Source organism: Exiguobacterium oxidotolerans JCM 12280 (assembly GCF_000702625.1).
GTDB classification, from domain to species: Bacteria; Bacillota; Bacilli; order Exiguobacteriales; family Exiguobacteriaceae; genus Exiguobacterium_A; species Exiguobacterium_A oxidotolerans.
The window spans coordinates 392,515-412,412 of sequence record NZ_JNIS01000001.1; the positions used below are offsets into that span (position 1 = coordinate 392,515).

General features: G+C 46.5%; 21 protein-coding genes. All 21 read right to left on the bottom strand.

What is annotated here, in order from left to right; all coding sequences use genetic code 11:
* Positions 1-2 precede the first annotated feature (2 nt).
* Positions 3-1,316 carry a flagellar protein export ATPase FliI gene (gene fliI / locus P403_RS0102115; protein WP_029330809.1) on the bottom strand — a complete coding sequence of 438 codons (1,314 nt, stop codon included), beginning with the start codon at positions 1,314-1,316 and terminating at the stop codon, positions 3-5.
* Positions 1,309-2,034, bottom strand: a complete 726-nt coding sequence (locus P403_RS0102120; RefSeq protein WP_029330810.1) for a FliH/SctL family protein — start codon at positions 2,032-2,034, stop codon at positions 1,309-1,311. Before P403_RS0102120 ends, fliI begins: the two co-directional genes overlap by 8 nt.
* The gene (gene fliG / locus P403_RS0102125; RefSeq protein WP_029330812.1) at positions 2,018-3,025 is read right to left on the bottom strand and encodes a flagellar motor switch protein FliG; all 1,008 of its coding nucleotides are present in this window, start codon (positions 3,023-3,025) and stop codon (positions 2,018-2,020) included. The genes P403_RS0102120 and fliG overlap by 17 nt, the downstream gene beginning before the upstream one ends.
* A 4-nt stretch (positions 3,026-3,029) precedes the next feature.
* Positions 3,030-4,598 carry a flagellar basal-body MS-ring/collar protein FliF gene (gene fliF / locus P403_RS0102130; protein ID WP_029330814.1) on the bottom strand — a complete coding sequence of 523 codons (1,569 nt, stop codon included), beginning with the start codon at positions 4,596-4,598 and terminating at the stop codon, positions 3,030-3,032.
* Between the two features lie 28 nt (positions 4,599-4,626).
* On the bottom strand, positions 4,627-4,917 hold the full coding sequence (fliE, locus tag P403_RS0102135) for a flagellar hook-basal body complex protein FliE (RefSeq protein WP_029330816.1): 291 nt from the start codon (positions 4,915-4,917) through the stop codon (positions 4,627-4,629).
* Positions 4,918-4,932: 15 nt separating this feature from the next.
* On the bottom strand, positions 4,933-5,331 hold the full coding sequence (flgC, locus tag P403_RS0102140) for a flagellar basal body rod protein FlgC (protein WP_029330818.1): 399 nt from the start codon (positions 5,329-5,331) through the stop codon (positions 4,933-4,935).
* A 2-nt stretch (positions 5,332-5,333) separates the two neighbouring features.
* On the bottom strand, positions 5,334-5,696 hold the full coding sequence (gene flgB / locus P403_RS0102145; RefSeq protein WP_029330820.1) for a flagellar basal body rod protein FlgB: 363 nt from the start codon (positions 5,694-5,696) through the stop codon (positions 5,334-5,336).
* Positions 5,697-5,941: 245 nt separating this feature from the next.
* Positions 5,942-6,721 carry a GTP-sensing pleiotropic transcriptional regulator CodY gene (codY, locus tag P403_RS0102150; protein WP_029330822.1) on the bottom strand — a complete coding sequence of 260 codons (780 nt, stop codon included), beginning with the start codon at positions 6,719-6,721 and terminating at the stop codon, positions 5,942-5,944.
* 16 nt (positions 6,722-6,737) lie between these two features.
* Positions 6,738-8,117, bottom strand: a complete 1,380-nt coding sequence (hslU, locus tag P403_RS0102155) for an ATP-dependent protease ATPase subunit HslU (protein ID WP_029330824.1) — start codon at positions 8,115-8,117, stop codon at positions 6,738-6,740.
* The gene (gene hslV / locus P403_RS0102160; protein ID WP_029330826.1) at positions 8,104-8,655 is read right to left on the bottom strand and encodes an ATP-dependent protease subunit HslV; all 552 of its coding nucleotides are present in this window, start codon (positions 8,653-8,655) and stop codon (positions 8,104-8,106) included. The genes hslU and hslV overlap by 14 nt, the downstream gene beginning before the upstream one ends.
* A 13-nt stretch (positions 8,656-8,668) precedes the next feature.
* Positions 8,669-9,547, bottom strand: coding sequence for a tyrosine recombinase XerC (locus tag P403_RS0102165; RefSeq protein WP_034800817.1), 879 nt, complete (start codon positions 9,545-9,547; stop codon positions 8,669-8,671).
* 172 nt (positions 9,548-9,719) lie between these two features.
* Positions 9,720-11,024, bottom strand: coding sequence for an FADH(2)-oxidizing methylenetetrahydrofolate--tRNA-(uracil(54)-C(5))-methyltransferase TrmFO (gene trmFO / locus P403_RS0102170; RefSeq protein WP_029330830.1), 1,305 nt, complete (start codon positions 11,022-11,024; stop codon positions 9,720-9,722).
* A 3-nt stretch (positions 11,025-11,027) separates the two neighbouring features.
* Positions 11,028-13,124 carry a type I DNA topoisomerase gene (topA, locus tag P403_RS0102175; RefSeq protein WP_029330840.1) on the bottom strand — a complete coding sequence of 699 codons (2,097 nt, stop codon included), beginning with the start codon at positions 13,122-13,124 and terminating at the stop codon, positions 11,028-11,030.
* A 47-nt stretch (positions 13,125-13,171) separates the two neighbouring features.
* Entirely contained in the window at positions 13,172-13,999 is an 828-nt protein-coding gene (gene dprA, locus P403_RS0102180) for a DNA-processing protein DprA (protein WP_029330841.1), read from the bottom strand.
* Positions 14,000-14,063: 64 nt separating this feature from the next.
* The gene (gene sucD, locus P403_RS0102185) at positions 14,064-14,981 is read right to left on the bottom strand and encodes a succinate--CoA ligase subunit alpha (protein ID WP_029330842.1); all 918 of its coding nucleotides are present in this window, start codon (positions 14,979-14,981) and stop codon (positions 14,064-14,066) included.
* 13 nt (positions 14,982-14,994) lie between these two features.
* Positions 14,995-16,155, bottom strand: a complete 1,161-nt coding sequence (gene sucC, locus P403_RS0102190; RefSeq protein WP_029330843.1) for an ADP-forming succinate--CoA ligase subunit beta — start codon at positions 16,153-16,155, stop codon at positions 14,995-14,997.
* An 88-nt stretch (positions 16,156-16,243) separates the two neighbouring features.
* A complete protein-coding gene (locus P403_RS0102195) occupies positions 16,244-16,504 on the bottom strand; it encodes an EscU/YscU/HrcU family type III secretion system export apparatus switch protein (protein ID WP_029330844.1) in 261 nt (86 codons plus the stop codon).
* Positions 16,501-17,382: a flagellar hook-length control protein FliK gene (locus P403_RS0102200; protein ID WP_029330845.1), complete on the bottom strand. Its 882-nt coding sequence runs from the start codon at positions 17,380-17,382 to the stop codon at positions 16,501-16,503. Before P403_RS0102200 ends, P403_RS0102195 begins: the two co-directional genes overlap by 4 nt.
* A gap of 13 nt (positions 17,383-17,395) precedes the next feature.
* Entirely contained in the window at positions 17,396-18,148 is a 753-nt protein-coding gene (locus P403_RS0102205) for a ribonuclease HII (protein WP_029330846.1), read from the bottom strand.
* 61 nt (positions 18,149-18,209) lie between these two features.
* Positions 18,210-19,076 carry a ribosome biogenesis GTPase YlqF gene (gene ylqF, locus P403_RS0102210; protein WP_029330847.1) on the bottom strand — a complete coding sequence of 289 codons (867 nt, stop codon included), beginning with the start codon at positions 19,074-19,076 and terminating at the stop codon, positions 18,210-18,212.
* A gap of 243 nt (positions 19,077-19,319) precedes the next feature.
* Positions 19,320-19,859 carry a signal peptidase I gene (gene lepB / locus P403_RS0102215; RefSeq protein ID WP_029330848.1) on the bottom strand — a complete coding sequence of 180 codons (540 nt, stop codon included), beginning with the start codon at positions 19,857-19,859 and terminating at the stop codon, positions 19,320-19,322.
* Between the last annotated feature and the right edge of the window lie 39 nt (positions 19,860-19,898).

Consider the following 19,898-nt stretch of genomic DNA (forward strand, 5'->3'; position numbering starts at 1 on the left):
CCTTAGCGAATCGTCATGATTAAACGGTTCATGGCTTCTTCAAATTGACTTCCTTCTTCAACACGTTGCTTCAAAAAGCCGATTAATTCTGGATATTTTTCAACGGCACGATCGATTTCAGGATTTGTCCCACTTTTATATGCACCGATATTGATCAAGTCTTCTGCATCTAAGTATGTCGAGAGCAATTGCCGAAAGACGATCGCACTGTCTTTATGTTCCGTCGATGTGATTTGATTCATAACCCGGCTAATCGAACGTAAAACATGAATCGCCGGATACTGCCCTTTGTTCGCCAAACTTCGATCAAGGACAAAGTGACCATCTAAAATCCCGCGGACTGCATCCGCAATCGGTTCGTTCATGTCGTCTCCATCGACGAGTACGGTATAAAAAGCTGTAATCGACCCGGCTGTCGTCTTTCCGCTTCGTTCAAGTAACTGAGGCAGTAGAGCGAATACACTCGGCGTGTAACCTTTTGAAGCAGGCGGTTCTCCCGTCGCTAGACCGATTTCACGTTGCGCCATCGCGAACCGCGTAACGGAGTCCATCATCAAGACGACGTTCTTACCTTGATCCCGAAAGTATTCTGCGATTGCTGTCGCCGTATAGGCTCCTTTTAAACGGACAAGCGGTGGTTGGTCACTCGTCGCGACGACGATGATGGAACGCTTTATTCCTTCTTCGCCCAACTCCGCTTCGATGAACTCTTTCACTTCCCGCCCTCGCTCTCCAATCAAGGCGATCACATTGATGTCAGCAGTCGAACGTTTTGCAATCATTCCGAGCAGTGTTGATTTCCCGACACCAGACCCGGCAAACAAACCGACGCGTTGCCCTTGACCGACTGTCAGCAGACCATCAATGGCGCGAATACCTGTTGACAACACTTCATTGATACGTGGTCGTTCAAGTGGACTCGGTGGTTTTCGCACGATTGATGTTGTCCGGAGATGAGTCAACTCCTCACCATCAAGTGCTCGACCTAATCCATCTAACACTTTCCCGATCAGCTCCTCACCGACGGGTACGTGAAGTGGTTTTCCTGTTGCGATGACGATTGATCCTGGTGCAATTGCTGTCGTTTCACCGTAAGGCATCAATAAGACGTGACCTTCTCGGAAGCCGACAACCTCTGCTTCGATTTCTTGACCTCGATGCAGTTGAATCAAACACCGTTCCCCGATTGCGACTGCCGTCGGTCCTCGTGATTCAATCATTAAACCGATTACTTGCACGACTTTACCGGAATGTCGGACTAAATCTTCCGTCCGAATATCTCGAACGGCCGCTTGCAATTGCTTCACCTTATACATCTTGTAGCACCTCAGTCACCTGGTTAATCAACGCCTCATAACTAGAAGTAAGCCCGCCCGTAATCGCTCCATTTTCTGAATCGATACGGAAATCGCGTGGCGCGAGTTCTGGATCAATTCGTAAGCTGATTGTCGCAGCACCACCTAATATCGTATGTAGACGTTCATCCAGTAATACAACCCGTTCAAAATCTTCTGCAGACGTGTAAACAATGATTTTTTCACGGTCACGGAACTGGATAATCAATTGGTGAATCGATTGATAGAGTGCTTCCTCATCTGTATCATGTAATTTTTCTAAAAAATGATGGGTCACTTGCAGTGACAATGCACACAACTCATCTTCCATCGCTAACAAGCGGTCCGTCTGCATCTGCTCAAGACGCATTGCAAATTGATTCGTCTCCTCGAGTTTTCGTGCATAGGCGTCCAGTCCATCTTGCTGCCCTCGCTCATAACCCGCTTGATAGCCTTGCTCCTTCGCTTCCTGTAAAGCCATTTCACGTTCCTGTTCGAAAGCCTGCCGACGCGCTTCTTCTTGTTGACGCATCAGCTGAAGTTGCTCGTCGAGCTCATTTTGACCTTTTGCCATCAACGCCTCATAAGAAATACTCGGCTCGGCATCCCGTTCGATTGCTCGCTCTTCTTGATGAAGAATTGTCCGTTGATGACCTTCGATGACAATTTGTCGTTTAATGACGTTAGACAACGATATCATCTCCTCCACCACGTGCGACGACGATTTCACCCATATCCTCTAGGCGACGAATGATTCCGACGATTCGACTTTGCGCTTCTTCGACATCGCGCAATCTGACGGGTCCCATGAACTCCATATCTTCTTTGAACGATTCGACCATTCGCTGAGACATGTTTCGGTACACCATTTCTTTGACATCGTCCGAAGAGACTTTAAGCGCAAGCAACAAATCTTCGTTTGAAACTTCGCGGATGATTCGTTGGATTGCTCGTGCATCGAGTGTGACAATATCTTCGAAGACAAACATCCGTTTTTTGATTTCTTCGGCGAGTTCCGGATCCTGAATTTCGAGCGTATCGAGGATTGTCCGTTCCGTCGTCCGATCGACACCGTTCAATACTTGAACGACTGCCTCGATACCACCAGACTGCGCATAATCTTGCATACCGGCTTGAGATAAGTTCCGCTCAAGAATCTGTTCGACTTCGCTGATGATCTCCGGGTTCATTCGGTCCATCGTTGCAATTCGTCGTGCTACATCCGATTGCGCCTCAGCTGGAAGCTCCGAAAGAATCTGACCGGACTTTCCCGGGTCGAGATGTGCCAAGACGAGTGCAATCGTCTGGGGATGTTCGTTTTGAATGAAGTTCAATAATTGCTTCGGATCTGCTTTACGGGCAAACTCGAACGGTCGGACTTGCAAGGTCGAAGTTAATCGATGAATCAATTCCATCGCTTTTTCTTCACCTAATGCTTTTTCAAGCACATTTTTCGCAAAGCCGATACCACCTTGCGTAATGTAGTTTTGCGCCGTTGCCAACTCATGAAATTCTTCGAGTACTTCTAGTTTTTCTTCAGGATCAATTCGTTTCATGCTCGAAATTTGGAGTGTCAACCATTCCATTTCTTCTTCAGTCAAATGTTTGTAGACGTTCGCCGCCACTTCTGGACCTAACGAAATCATCAAAATCGCTGCTTTCTCACGACTATTCATATCTAGTTTTTTCATCTCATCAATCCTCCGCTAACCATGTGCGTAATAACTTCGCAAATTCATCTGGATTTGAGGATGCTAATTTTTCAAGCTGTTTCCGTTTGACTGCTCCGCCACTCGTATCTTCTGTCGATAGTTCTGGAATCTCAGTTTCGATTGGTGTCCATTCTTCTAATTCTTCGACTTCCGTCGTACGACGTCGTCGCATCATCATGAAGATAGCGCCGATGACGATCAGTGCCGCTGCACCAAGCGCGAACCAAACCCACATCGGCGTGACTGCAGTCGTCGCTTTTGGTGTTGGTGTTTCAGCGAACGGTCGGGACATGACGACAACCTTGTTCGTCAATTCGGCATCCGTCAACGTCGCTTTTGCATCCGTTTTCGTGATAGACGTCCGAATAATCGAGTAGAGCATCGTTTGAAGGTCCGTTTGAAGTTGCGGATCGATTTGAGCTTGACCTTTTGGTGGTTCAACGATGACTTGAATACCTAAATCACGTATTTCATAAGGTGCTCCCGTAATCTGTTTCGTAATCCGGTTTACTTCATAATTGATGATATCGTGCGTTTTCTCACTCGTATCACCTGTCGTTCCTGTACCGGCCGGGAAGTTGATGGTCTCATTTTCACCAGTACCAGCTGTTCCTTCATTCGCTGCACCCGTGTAGGCTTCGGCAACCTTTTCTGCCGAAGTTACAATCCCCTCGATTTTATCAGGGTCAACGGGTTCGACTAGTTTTTGTTCTTCTTGGCGCTGTGTGACATCGACGTCTGCCGTGACTGACACGAGCGCTTTTTGTGGTCCGAGAACGACGGATAACATTTGTTGAATTTGTTTTCGTAAATCATTTTCCGTTGTTTTCTTTAATTGCATCGGATCTGCGCCCCCAGCCGTCTGTGTTCCCTGGCCCGGTTCGTAGTACGTAAAGTACTGATCCATGATTGTAATATTTTCTTCTTTCAAATTAGGAATACTTTTTGCGATTAGGTGGTAAAGACCTTGTACAGTCTGTTGATTTAAATCACTCCCAGCGCTTGACGTTAACACAACCGATACGGTTGACGTCTCTTCGGCGTCTGATAAAAAGACGCTTTTTTCAGGAAGTGTAATCATTACCTTCGCTGCATCAATCCCGTTTACTTGCGTAATCAAGTTCTCAAGTTCAGTCTGCATCGTATCGCGCTCTAAAATATTCATTTCCTTGTCAGTAGTACCAAACCCGGCATTTTCACTGAAGAATGAATAATCGATTTGACCGGATTTCGGTATGCCAGCAGTAGCCAACTCTACTTTCAAATTTTCCGCATTCGCCTCCGGCACAAGAATCGTCACTCCGTCTGAAGCTGTCACAACTTCCGAACGAACGCCATCTTCATTTAACTTTTCAGTGACTTGTCCAGCCTCTTGCGGTGATAGTTTTGAATACAATGGCGTCATTGTCGGTGTCGACAACCAAATGATGGCAGCAATAAGAGCTGATAAAATGATTAAGGTAATACCGATGATGGTCGCTTTTTTTGCGAGTGACCATTCGTTCCATGTCGTGTTGATTGCGCTAAAACGCGCCTTTAGCCGTTCGTTCATCAAACATCTCCCACGCTTTCCTTAGCAGTCACAGTTGCATACGCATCATTTCTTGGTATGCCTCAATCCCTTTATTCCGGACTTCAATGGCGAGTTGCATAGAAAGCGATGCTTCTTCTGTTTTAATCATGATGTTATGTAGATCCGTTGTCTTCCCTGTCGCAAGGTCCACACGTGCTTGTGAGGATGCTTGTTGCGCGTCGTTCAAGCCATTAATAGCTCGGCTTAGTACATCGCTAAAATCTCCTGGGGACGCCTTAGCGACCGATTGTGATGGTAAGATCATTTGTTGCATCCCTTGAATAGGTTGAATTGCCATGATGTCATCTCCTCGTTATTTACCGATTTCCATCGCTTTTACTAACATCGCCTTTGTCGCATTCAGCGCCGTGACGTTTGCTTCATACGAGCGGGTCGCTCCCATCATATCGACCATTTCCTTCAATAAATCCACGTTCGGCATTTTTACATAGCCAAGTTCGTCTGCATCTGGGTGGTTTGGATTGTACTCTAATTTAAACGGCTCTTGATCCTTCCGGATTTCACTGACTGTGACGCCGTTACCTGTTTCTTTTAATACGGCTAATTTTCGTGCATACGGTTGCCATTCTCCATTCACGAGTTCGCCTCGTGTCGTTTGAGCATTGGCGATGTTTGCTGATACCGTATCGAGTCGGAGCCGCTGCGCTGTTAATCCTGTAGCGGATGTATGAAATCCTGAGAACATCGTCATCTTTATCGCCCTCCTCGAATAACAGATTGAATGCCAGAGAATTTACGATTCAATTGTTCGACTAGCACTTCATATTCAATTTGATTTCGTGATAATTCAGACATCTCAAGGTCAATATCGACGCCATTTCCATCATTTCGCATCGATGTGCTTTGTTCGACGACCGTTCCTGAAGTATTAATCGTCGTATGTCGTTGTAAACTCATTTTCATCTCTGAATTCAATACATCACCAAAAACGAGGCGTTTTGCTTTGTATCCGGGTGTATCCACATTCGCAATATTCGTTGAAATTACTTTTTGAGCTGCAACCGTCCGATCGACGGCTTGTGTCATGAGTGAATAATCTGAGCCTAACCAATTCATCCCTTAACCTCCACTTGATTTTATATCGAGTATTTAGTTTTTTTCGTAATTTTTAGTAACACTTCTGAAATAATTGAAACAAATAAGTCAATGTATGGAAAGAAGTTTTTTGAAAATCAGGGTAATGAGATGTTAATTTCATGTTTTTTATTACCTTTTCTTATAAAAATGATAAATAATGCCTATATAAGAAAAGAAGACCTAGTATTTACTAGGTCTTCTTGATTGATTCCAGTTTTCGTTGTCTAGTTTGATTTAATCCGTTCTAATTCATAAAGGAAATTATCGTTTAAGATTTTGATATACGTCCCTTTCATACCGAGTGAACGCGATTCGATGACACCCGCACTTTCAAGCTTGCGCAGTGCATTGACGATGACGGAACGTGTAATCCCGACACGGTCTGCGATTTTTGATGCGACGAGTAATCCTTCATTGCCGTCGAGTTCTTCAAAAATATGCTCGATTGCTTCAAGCTCTGAATACGATAACGAGTTGATTGCCATTTGGACGACAGCTTTTTTACGTGCTTTATCCTCAGCTTCATGTGCCTTCTCTCGAAGAATCTCCATACCGACAACCGTCGCTCCATATTCAGCTAGGACGAGATCTTCTTCGTCGAAATCATCGACCATTCGTCCGAGGACGAGTGTCCCTAAGCGTTCGCCGCCTCCGATGATTGGAACAATTGTTGTTTTAGATGATTCGAACGTATCACGATTATCAATCGGGAATGCCGTATGTTCACTATCAATCGTAATATTCGCTGTCGTTTCCATGACGTTAAATAAACGTTTTGTGTAGTCTTCTGGGAATTGACGTTCTTCGAGGAATCCACGAATTCGCGCATTCTCAATTTGTTGCTTGATGGCAATACCGAGTAATTTCCCACGGCGGCTAACGATGAATGTATTCGACTCCATGACTTCACTTAACCGTTCCGCCATAATTTTAAAGTCTACATGTGTACTAGCTTCCTGTTGTAACATCGTATTAAGCTTTCGTGTCTTTGCCAATAAATTCATGATTTTCTTCCTCCACTTATAAGATGAACTGACTTAAGTCACGATCATCTGCTACTTTTCCAACTCGGTCCATTACATATTGTGGTGTGATCGTAACATCCGACTCTGGCATATCTGCCGCTTCAAAGGATAGTTCCTCTAACACCCGTTCCATGATTGTATATAAACGTCGTGCACCGATATTATCGGTTTCATCATTGACCTGAGCAGCAATCCGCGCGATTTGACGAATCGCATCCTCGGTAAAGGTGACGTGGACCTGTTCTGCTCCAAGCAACGCTTTGTATTGTTTCAGTAACGCTTGATTCGGTTCTGTCAAAATCTTGACGAAGTCTTCTTCCGTTAAACTATCCAACTCGACTCGAATCGGGAAACGTCCTTGTAACTCTGGAATGAGATCAGACGGCTTCGCCATATGGAACGCTCCTGCGGCGATAAACAACATATGGTCCGTTTTGACCGAGCCATATTTCGTCACGACGGTCGAGCCTTCGACGATTGGTAAGATATCTCGCTGGACACCTTCGCGTGAAACGCCGGCGCTATCTTGACCTTTCGTTGCGATTTTATCGATTTCATCGACGAAGATGATCCCCATCTGCTCCGCACGTCGAACGGCTTCATCATGGACTTCGTTTAAGTCAAGTAAACGTTCCGCCTCTTCAGCAGTCAAAATCGGTCGTGCTTCTTTGACGGTCAGTTGTCTTTTTTTCGTTTTCTTCGGCATGACTTGACCTAGCATATCTTGTAGGTTTGATAAGCCTTCCATCCCTTGTTGTCCCGAAAATAAATCCATTTGGCGTTCTTCGACATCGACATCAATCATGCGGTCTTCTAGTTGACCACTGATTAATTGTTGACGAATGACTGAGCGGTCCGCCGTATCATTCGCTGTTTCTTGTTCAGGTTGTGCTTGATTACCACCAAACAACATTTCGAATGGATTACTTCCACCACCAAGACCCGACGTCGATTTTTTCCCGACTAACGCATCCACGATTCGTTCGTTCGCAACGGCTTCTGCTCGATCTTTTAACGCTTCTTTCTTCTCATCTTTGACAAGTCGGAGTGAAGCTTCGACTAAATCACGAACCATTGATTCAACGTCACGACCGACGTATCCGACTTCTGTGAATTTCGTCGCTTCGATTTTAACGAATGGTGCGCGAACGAGTTTCGCTAGACGTCTTGCGATTTCCGTCTTTCCGACTCCAGTCGGTCCAATCATCAAAATATTTTTAGGTGTTACTTCGTCGCGTAATGCCGGGTCAAGTAATTGGCGACGGTACCGATTACGAAGTGCGATTGCGACGGCGCGTTTCGCATCCGATTGTCCAACGACGTGTTCATCTAATTTGGCTACGATTTGTTTTGGTGTCAATTCATGCATCTGCACTTCCTCCAATCGTCTCTAAAACAATTTGATCATTCGTGAACACGCAGAGCTCTCCAGCTGTTTCAAGAGCGGCTCGTGCGATTTCTTCTGCTGACATCTGTCCAGCGTGACGTGCCAATGCTCGACCAGCAGCAAGCGCGTAATTACCGCCTGAACCGATCGCAAGAATTCCATCATCCGGTTCGATGACTTCACCATTTCCGGAAACGAGCAGTAAATGTGTCCCGTCCATGACGAGTAGCAATGCTTCGAGTTGACGTAACATTTTGTCGCCGCGCCATTCTTTGGCTAGCTCGACTGCGGCACGTTGGAGATTACCATTATACATCTCTAGCTTCGCTTCAAATTTCTCAAACAGCGTAAAGGCATCTGCTACACTTCCTGCAAATCCTGCAATCACTTTTCCCCCATAAAGGCGTCTTACTTTCTTTGCACTTTTCTTCATGATGACTTGATTACCAAATGTCACCTGACCATCTCCACTCATCGCGGATTGACCATTATGTTGAATCGCAAAAATCGTCGTTGCATGAAACATTCCGTTTCCTCCCTTAAGCACGCGGATGCGCTTGCTGATAAACATGACGCAACCGCTCCGTCGTTACATGAGTATATTGTCCCGTCGTCGATAGAGAAGCATGACCTAAGAGTTCCTGAACCGCCCGAAGGTCCGCCCCTCTCTCTAACAGGTCTGTCGCGAAGCTATGTCGAAGTGCGTGAGGCGTCACATGTTTCGAAAGCAAATGATCGCCTTTTTTTAAGATTTTACGAATACCGTCTGTCGTCAATCGTCGTCCCGATTTCGAAACGAACACAGCCTGTTCCTTTTCATCTTTTCCTCGACGCTCTTGCAAGTAAACCTGTAACGTCTGTCTAGCGAAAGAACCAATCGGCGTGATACGTTCCTTACGACCTTTCCCATATACATGGACATACTCTAAGTCTTGATCTAAATCTTGAAGATTTAGTCCTGCCAACTCACTGACACGCATCCCGGTCGCATAGAGCAGTTCAATCATTGCGACATTTCGGTTACCTAGTGTATCTTCCGCTCGAAAGGCTTCTAAAAATCGTTCGTATTCAGATGGAACTAAAAAGGTCGGTAACGATTGGGCACGTTTGGGCGCTTTCAATCCTTCAAACGGGTTGACTGCATCCGTGTCGCGCGTCAAAAAGCGACCAAATTGCTTCAAGCATGATACTTTTTGGGCAATTGTCGATTTTGAAGCTTGTTGCTCGTAGAGTGCATACAAATAACGCCGTGCAGTTGCCAATTCAATCGATCGTAGTTGATGATCGAGGCAAAAAGCGGCGTATTGTCGAAGGGTTTGATCATATGAGCGACCCGTATTCGGAGATAGTTGACGTTCGATATGCACGTACCGCAAAAAGTCTTTCCGCAGCCGCTCAAACTCTGAGTCTAATCCCATTTCCGAGCCCTCCTCCTGACCATGTGTTCTCGAATCGACCTTAGCATAGCACACCGTAAGTAGTCTGACAATAGACCAAAAACCGAAAAAATGACGAAATTATCACGCTTTTATGAAAAATTAAGAAATGGGGGAAAAGTCCGCTGTTTCTGCGGCTTTTCCCCCATCCTCTTTACATATCGGTAAAGTCTTTGATGGATTCTAACGCTCGTTCTGCGAGGAGCGCATATTTCTCAGGTTTCTTCATTCGGACTGGATGACCGACAAGCCCGGGAACAAGTCCAAAGTTCGCGTTCATCGGTTGGAAGTTCTTTCCTTCGGTCGTCGTGATGTAGTGCGCCATCGCCCCCATCATCGTCTCTTTCGGGAACGCGATTGGTTCTACTTCATTCACTAACCGTGCCGCGTTGATGCCTGCCGTCAAACCGGATGCTGCTGACTCGACGTATCCTTCGACCCCTGTCATTTGACCGGCAAAGAACAAATCATGTCGTGTCCGTGTTTGATACGTCGCTTGCAATAAGTTCGGTGAATTGACGAACGTATTCCGGTGCATGACACCATATCGGACGATTTCGGCATTTTCTAGACCAGGAATCAAACGGATGATCCGCTTTTGCTCGCCCCACTTCAAGTGCGTTTGGAAACCGACGAGGTTGAAGAGTGTCCCTGCTGAGTTGTCCTGACGCAATTGAACGACCGCATATGGACGTTCGCCTGTTTTCGGGTCTTCAAGACCGACCGGTTTCATCGGGCCAAACAACAATGTTTTTGGTCCGCGTGAAGCGAGTACTTCAAATGGCATACAGCCCTCGAAGTAAATTTCTTTTTCAAATTCTTTCAGCGGAACGACTTCTGCTGCAATCAGTTCATTATGGAAATGCGTGAACTCTTCTTTTGTCATCGGACAGTTCAAGTACGCGGCTTCTCCTTTATCGTAACGTGACTTGAGATAGACTTTATCTCGATCAATCGTATCCCCATCGAGAATCGGTGCTGCCGCATCGAAGAAATACAGATAATCTTCTCCCGTAAACTGTTTGAGTGATTCAGATAACGCGGCACTCGTCAGTGGACCTGTCGCGACGATCGTCGGACCATCCGGAATCGCTTCGAGCTCTTCATGATGGACCGTGACGTTCGGATGATTCTTCAGTGTCTCTGTCACATAGCCTGCGAAGTCATGCCGATCGACAGCGAGTGCGCCCCCTGCAGGGACACTCGCTAAATCAGCCGCCTTCATGATGAGTGAGTCCAGCTGTCGCATTTCTTCTTTTAAAACACCGACCGCATTCGTCAATTGATTCGCACGGAGCGAATTCGAACAGACGAGCTCTGCAAATTGATCGGTATGGTGAGCAGGTGTCTGCTTCACTGGTCGCATTTCATATAAATCTACTTGGACGCCACGCTTCGCAAGTTGCCATGCTGCTTCAGAACCTGCGAGCCCGGCGCCAATTACCGTTACTCGTTTCAACGGTCATTCCTCCTCTTGCTCCTGATCGATGCGCGTTTCATGATGTCCACAAGATGTACATTCTACTTTCACACCGTTCTTGATTTTCTTTTGTACCATCATACTGCTACAGACGGGACACGGCTCTTCGACCGGCTTATCCCATGAGACGAATTCGCACTCTGGATAATTTGAACAGCCATAGAACAACCGACCTTTTTTGCTACGACGTTCAACAATGTCTCCCGTTCCACATGTTGGACATTTGACGCCAATCTCGACTTGGATCGGTTTCGTGTTGCGGCATTCCGGAAAGTTTGAGCACGCCATGAACTTGCCGTATCGGCCCATCTTGATGACCATCGCATGACCACATACTTCGCAATCTTCTCCGGCTGGTTCATCTTTGATTTCAATCTTCTCGATTTCTGCCTCTGCCCGCGTCAAACGTTTCGCGAATGATTTATAAATCGGATCGACGACTTCCGTCCACTGCATATCGCCTTTTTCAATCGCATCAAGCAACGCTTCCATGTCCGCCGTGAATTGAACCGTAATGAATTCTTGGAAATAATCACTAATCATATCGATGACAAGCTCTCCGAGTTCAGTCGGTAAGAATTTCTTTTCTTCAAGCGTCACATACCCACGTTTTTGAATCGTGTCGAGTGTTGGAGCGTATGTCGAAGGACGACCAATCCCGAGTTCTTCCATCGCTCGTACTAAACGTGCCTCTGTATAGCGTGGCGGTGGCTGCGTGAAGTGTTGTTTCGGGTCAATCGATTCCTGTTGCAAGACTTCACCGTCTTCGAGTGGTGGTAAGAGTCCTTCTTTGACATCCGTCACTGCTTCATCATCTGTATCCTCGATGTAGACTTTCATAAAACCAGGGAACTTGACCGTCGAACCGTTCGCCCGGAACATGACATCGTTCGAATTCAAATCAACTTTGACCGTATCTAGGATCGCCGGTGCCATTTGACTCGCGACGAATCGTTCCCAGATAAGTTTATAGAGTCGGAACTGATCGCGTGATAAATACGATTTGACGAGTTGCGGATCACGCATCGTTGACGTCGGACGGACCGCTTCGTGCGCATCCTGTGAATTGGCCGCTTTTTTCTCTTTTCGTTTTTCACTGGCGATGTATTCTTTTCCGTACGCATTTTCGATGAAGCCGTGCGCTTCGAGATTCGCTGTTTCAGAAGTCCGTGTCGAATCGGTACGCATATACGTAATCAAACCGATTGTCCCTTCTTTCCCTAACTCGATTCCCTCGTAAAGTTGTTGGGCAATCATCATCGTTTTCTTCGCCCGGAAGTTCAACTTACGTGCCGCTTCTTGCTGGAGCGAACTCGTTGTAAAGGGTAACGCTGGATTACGTTTGCGTTCTTTCTTCGTTACCGAGTCGACCGTAAAGGATTCTGAAAGTTTTGCCAACACCTCGTTGACCTCTTCTTCCGAATGGAGTTCACGTTTTTTACCGTCGACGCCATAAAAGTTTGCTTCGAGTTTTTCACCGTTCGCATCAAGCTCAAGTTTAATCGTCCAGTACTCTTCTGGTAAAAAGGCATTGATTTCTTGTTCCCGATCAATGATCATCTTCACGGCAACCGATTGAACACGTCCCGCAGACAATCCTTTTTTAATTTTCTTCCAAAGTAACGGACTCATGCTGTACCCAACAAGACGGTCCAAAATACGCCGCGCTTGTTGCGCGTCGACAAGATCATAGTTGATCTTGCGGGGTTTCTTGAACGAATCCTTGATGGCGTCTTTTGTGATTTCATTGAAGACGACCCGACACTCTGTCGATTCATCGACACCGAGGGCTTTCGCTAAATGCCAAGCGATCGCTTCCCCTTCACGGTCGGGGTCGGCCGCGAGATAGATTTTTTGTGCTTTTTTAGCAGCAGTTTTCAATTCTTTCAAGACCGGACCTTTACCACGAATCGTAATATATTTTGGTTCATAGTCATGTTCGACGTCGACACCCATTTGGCTTTTTGGCAAATCGATGACATGCCCCATCGATGCTTTCACGGTATAGTTCGAACCGAGATAACGTTTGATGGTTTTTGCCTTTGCAGGTGACTCGACGATTACTAAATATTTTGCCATTGCAATCGCTCCCTATTAGAGGCGTACTCGTATTTTAATCTCACTTATCATAGTAGTCTCGATTCCCATTTGTCAACGTCCATCAAGATACTTTTTGAAACTTCTTCCGGATTCAGGAGCGGAATCGCGCCTTCCGCAATCAATTGATTCGTTCCACAAAACATTTTTTCAGTCGGACAACCCGGTAAGCAATAGACGTCTTTTCCTTGGTCTAGAGCGTGTCCTGCTGTATTCATCGTTCCGCTTTTCAACGCTGCTTCGACGATGACGAGAGCAGAAGATAATCCAGCGATGATGCGATTACGTTCTAAAAATTGGAATTTTTGAATGGGGGTCTCAGGAGGGTACTCGGAGAGCAACAAGCCAGCTTGTGCGATGCGATCAAAGAGGGACGCATTTTGTTTCGGATAAAGAGAATCGAGTCCTGTTGCCATGACGGCGATGGTTGGTTGGTCATACTTCAAGGAAAGGCGATGGACGAGGGAATCAATCCCATAAGCTCCACCAGAGACAGTGACGAAAGGGGAATTAAAAAACGGACGTAAGAACGACAGACGTTCTTTATGAGACGGGGATGGGGTTCGGCTACCGATGATGCTGATTAAAGGGTGACGCAGAAGCGACGGATCACCTACGTAATACAGACCGTAAATCGGTCGTGGTATGTGGAGTAACTGTTGCGGGAACTCGGGATCGGTCGGGACAAGTAACTGAGACGGGAGGTGTTCGAGTGAAAGAGCTGCTTGATATCGCTTTTTACTCTCGGCATTTGTCGGAAGATCAGCGACGGATAAAATACCATATTGTTCTACCAAGGCGACAATCGGATAAGGAACACGACATGCTGCAAATCGGACATACCATTCTCGCTCCATTAACATACACTCCTTTTATATAGAAGAAAGCCGTCCTGAATCTTCAGGACAGCTCTCGACGTTTTTATTTGACCGTTGAACCCGTGACACATTGATCGTAGATACCAGCATCTTTGATGACACGAATTAACGTTTCACCAATGACTGCCGGAGAGTCTGCGACTTCAATACCATTTGCACGAAGTGTCTTGATTTTTTCCGATGCCGTACCTTTACCACCTGAGATGATGGCACCCGCATGACCCATACGTTTGCCCTCAGGAGCAGTTTGTCCACCGATGAATCCGATGACCGGCTTCGTCATGTTGGCTTTGACCCACTCAGCCGCCTCTTCTTCTGCCGTACCACCGATTTCACCAAGCATGATGACCGCTTTTGTTTCAGGATCTTCATTGAACGCTTTGAGCGTGTCGATGAAGTCTGTCCCGTTGACAGGATCACCACCGATACCGACAGCCGTCGATTGACCGATTCCAGCCGTCGTCAATTGGTGAACGGCTTCATACGTCAATGTTCCAGAACGTGAAACGATTCCGACATGACCTGGTGTGTGGATGTAACCAGGCATGATGCCAAGTTTCGCGACACCTGGTGTAATGACGCCAGGACAGTTCGGACCAATCAAACGGACTGGTTTTCCGTCAAGGTAACGTTTTACTTTTACCATATCAAGAACGGGAATTCCTTCTGTGATACAGATGATGAGAGCGATGTTTGAATCCGCTGCTTCCATGATCGCATCCGCAGCGAATGCTGGTGGTACATAGATAATCGATGCATTTGCCCCTGTTTTAGCGACCGCTTGCGCAACCGTATCAAAGACAGGCACGCCACTGAGCACTTCTGTTCCGCCTTTACCTGGTGTGACACCACCGACGAGGTTCGTTCCGTAATCAATCATTTGTTCCCCGTGGAACATCCCTTGATTACCTGTAATTCCTTGAATGATCACTTTTGTTGATTCGTTTACCCAAATACTCATCCTTAGCTCCCCCTTACTTCACGAGCGCAGCGATTTTTTCTGCGCCGTCTGCCATTGATGTAGCTGCTGTAATCGCTAGACCTGAATCTTTGAGAATTTGTTTCCCTGCGTCAACGTTTGTTCCTTCAAGACGAACGACGAGTGGTAACTCTAAGCCGACTTCTTTTGTTGCTGCAACGATTCCTTCCGCGATGACATCACACTTCATGATGCCGCCGAAGATATTGACGAAAATTCCTTTGACGTTATCATCTGAGAGAATCAATTTGAACGCTTCTGTTACTTTCTCTTTCGTCGCGCCGCCACCTACATCGAGGAAGTTGGCCGGATCGCCACTGAAGTGCTTGATGATGTCCATCGTTGCCATCGCAAGACCTGCGCCATTGACGAGACAGCCGATATTCCCATCAAGTGCGATGTAGTTCAAATCGCTTTTTGAAGCTTCGACTTCACGTGGATCTTCTTCCGTTTCATCACGGAGTGCGACGATGTCCGCATGACGATACAACGCATTCGAATCGAAGTTCAACTTCGCGTCAAGTGCAACGACGTCACCGTCTTTTGTTGTGACGAGTGGATTGATTTCAGCGATTGAGCAATCCTTTTCAACGAAGAACGTGTAGAGTTTCGTCACCATACCAACGAATTTGTTAACGAGTTTAACGGGTACACCCATTGCAAACGCTAATTTACGTGCTTGGAAAGCTTGAAGTCCGACTGCTGGATCAACGATTTCCTTGATGATTTTTTCAGGAGTCGCTTCTGCCACTTCTTCAATATCCATTCCGCCTTCACTTGAACCCATGATGACGACACGACCTGTCACACGATCAAGGACAATCCCGAGATAGTATTCTTTATCGATCGCACAACCTTCTTCGACGAGAAGACGTTGAACGACTTTACCTTCTGGTCCTGTTTGATGCGTGACGAGCGTTTTGCCGAGTAACTCCGTCGCGAACTCTTTTACTTCTTCTTGCGATTTTGCTAGTTTGACACCACCAGCTTTACCGCGTCCCCCTGCGTGAATCTGTGCTTTGACAACTTTGATTGGGCCTGACAATTGTTCTGCTGCATCGACAGCCTCTTCGACCGTAAATGCTGCGATTCCGTTCGGTACAGGTACACCGTATGAACGAAGTAACTCTTTTGCCTGATATTCATGTACATTCATGAAAAAATCCCCCTTAACCCCTTTAGTTTCGGCTCTTTCATTGTAGTTAAAATTGGAAGCGCTGTCTATCGTTATCGACCGAAAGCATTTATTTTTTCGTGATTCCCTCATGATCGAGCTGGTACAAAAAGGCAAACAACTCAGCGATGACCCCGTATAACTCCGGTGGAACTTGCTCAGACACCTCGATTGCATCAAGTAATGTCAACAAAGTCTGATCTTGCCGAATCGGAATGTTGTGTCGAATCGCTTCTTCTAAGATTCGCTCGGCGACGATTTCGGAACCTTTGGCAACGACTTTCGGGGCTGCCATCTGTTCTTCATAAGATAAGGCAATTGCTTTTTTCATACTTGGTAGTCCACCCTTCCGTTTCGTCGCGTCAAATCGATTGGAACCCTCTCTTTTGTTTGCTCGACTAATTCAAACCGAATCAACTCATACCCCTGCTCTTTTAACCGTTGTTCCATCATCGGTTGATAGGTAGCCATGAATGCACTAATTCGTTGATCCGGATGAAAAACGGACACCGCCATCTTTCGATCAGTAATTAATAAGTCGATCGCAATTTCACCTAACTTGGGCAGTTTGAGATAAAAAGCGATTCGGGCATGGTCCGGGTTGAATTCTTTTTTGTCGAACGGTGCTTCCATCGTCACATCGACATCTTCAAAGGGACCAAACTGTGGTAGTTGCAACATAAAGATGCCGCGTCCCGGTTCATTCGTCGCTTGAACGAGTTGTTGCGTCAAGATTTGATCACTCGTCTTTCGGTCAAGAGACCCTTGCCCATCCGTCTCTGCAGTACGCGCTAACTGAATGAGCTCAACAATCGTCTGTTTGAGTACTTGACCCGATCCTTCCATCGCGCGTTGGCCAAGTTGTTGCAAAATCGTACGCGTCGTCTGCGGTACTCCCTCTGACGCTGGTCGCAAGAGACTCTCAAGCATCGAAGGAAGGACTTGTTTCGCCGCAGTTTGTGGAGCTTCCGACAAAATCTTCAGTACGGGTTGCCCTTCCGTACTCGTCACGACGAACCGGTACGACATCCCTTCTTTCAAGTTGGCCGTCGTTCCGGCAGTTAAAACCCGTTGTCCGACTTGTAACTCCATCAAACCATCGGGGAGGAGCTTCAGCACTTTGCCGACGACATTTGCCCCTTCACGTAACTGCATGTTGGCTTGATCAATAATTTTAAAGGGAAGTAAGGCCCGATGTTCGATTTGCACGCACATTCACCTCCTAGAGTCGGTCAAGAACGGGTTTAAACGTTTTGCGATGAATCGGTGTCACACCATATGTATCGAGTGCCTGTAAATGCTGTGCTGTCCCGTACCCTGCATGTTGCTCAAACCCGTATCCCGGATACTGTTTTGCATAGTCCTCCATCATCGCATCACGCGTTTCCTTCGCAATGACGCTCGCTGCTGCGATTGAGATGCTACGCGCATCCCCTTTGATTAGTGATGTTTGAGGTAAATCGCTATCAAGCTCCATCGCATCAACGAGTAGTGCTTCGGCAGATAATTCATTCACCGCTTGTAACATCGCCTGTTTCGAGGCTTGGTAAATATTGATTCGGTCAATTTCTGCTGGTTCGATAATGCCGATGGCGACCTCTGCGACTTCACAAATATGCTGATACGCCAGTTGCCGTTGTTTTTTTGACATTTGTTTTGAGTCCGTCAACGCGGGGTGATAAAAATCTTTTGGTAAGATGACTGCCGCCGCGACGACCGGTCCAGCAAGTGGACCTCGCCCAACCTCATCGACACCAGCAATCTTCTCCCACCCCTGTGCCCGGTAAGCTTCTTCGAACTGCGAGCGTTCGATAAAACTGAGGCGCAATTGTTCTTCGAGATCAAGGCGACGGCTTGTTTGTTTCAATAACAGCCTGATTCCTTTTCGTTCATCGTGCATCAGTTCCTGTTCGATTACTTCGAATTGTTCGCGTGAAACCCTTTTGAGACGTTCTTTTAAGTCCTGAATCTTCATCTTACATTCACTCCTATTTCGAAAAAAGCTTGGACCTTCTAGAGAAGGTTCCAAGCTCGTCTTATTCTGCTGTTGTTGTCCATTCTTCGACTGTTTCAAGTGTTACACGACCGACTTTTTCCGTCCGCAGCTCATGTAACAGCATCTCACTCGTCCGTTCGAAATCGACGTATCCACCTGAAGTGAACCCTCGTTTTTTCCCGATTGCTTCTAATACATCCACGGCTTCACCTGACACATCGTCTAAGCGATAGCGTTCAATCAACTGATCCGGATAACGCGATTTGAGCTCACGGATGGCAAACAACGCGATGTCATCGATGTTTAAGATATCATCTTTAATTGCCCCCGTTGCTGCCAAGCGATATCCGACAAGCTGATCGTCGAATTTCGGCCAGAGAATACCTGGTGTATCGAGCAACTCCATCTCACCCGTCTTCATTTTGATCCATTGCTGACGTTTCGTCACACCTGGGCGGTCACCCGTGATGGCAATGTTTCGTCCGGCAAGGCGATTGATTAATGTTGATTTCCCGACATTCGGGATGCCGATGATCAACGCTCGAATCGCACTCGGATTTCGTCCCTTTTCACGCATGCGATCATGTTTTTCTTTCATCAAGCGTAACGCACCTTCATGAATTTGTCCGAGACCCTTATTGTGTTTCGCATCGACAGCGATGACATCGACGCCATCCTTACGAAGGGCCTTCATCCAACGCTCCGTCAAACGCGCATCAGCCATATCGGCTTTGTTCAAGACGATCAACCGCGGTTTTCCTGCCGTAATTTGCTCGACCATCGGATTGCGACTCGACATCGGGAGACGTGCATCGACCAATTCGATGACGACGTCGATTAATTTTAATTTTTCCTGAACTTCACGACGTGCTTTCGCCATGTGACCAGGGAACCATTGTATCGTCATATATTCCACCTCAACTCATCATATTACTGGACTGCTAACTTCATGTTGTGTGACGCGGTAAGTCCTGCTGCAGTTACCGTCACTTCGTTCTCAAGAAACGATCCATTCCTTAGTATACGCAAAAAAAGCCAAGAAAAGAAGTAGTGTCGTGCGGACACTACTCGATTCCTGACCTTCTTCCATCAAACGCACGGCTGATGGAGCTGTTTCTACTAGACGCATTTTGTTGCGAAGTCTTGATTTTTAATCAACTGATCGTAAATCGCCGAACGGATAAAAGACGAAATTCGTCGTTCCGACGATTTGATCTTCATCGACGAACCCGATGTCACGGCTATCTTTCGAGTTTTGACGGTTATCTCCCATGACGAATACTTTACCGGTTGGAACTTTCGTTTCGCCAGTCCGTTCTTCTAACGTAAAGTCTTCCGTCAACGGGACACCATTCATTTGTGCTTTAAATTCTTTTAAATAGGGTTCTTCCACTTTTTTATCGTTGATATACAGCATATCATCCTTGTAGTACAACGTATCACCTGGGACAGCGATGACACGTTTGATATAGTCACGTGTTTCCGTCGCATGGAAGACGACGATATCGCCACGTTCTGGTTCATTAAAGTAATAGGGAACCTTATTGACGACCATCCGGTCTGAATTGTGCAGTGTCGGCATCATCGACTCGCCGTCCACGATGACCGGGACGAATAGAAACGTTCGGATGATGAACGCAATCACGAGCGCTACGACAAGCGCCTTTACCCAACTAAATAACTCCTTCACGCGTTCCACTCCTTTGATTAAATCTTTACTCTAGACTTA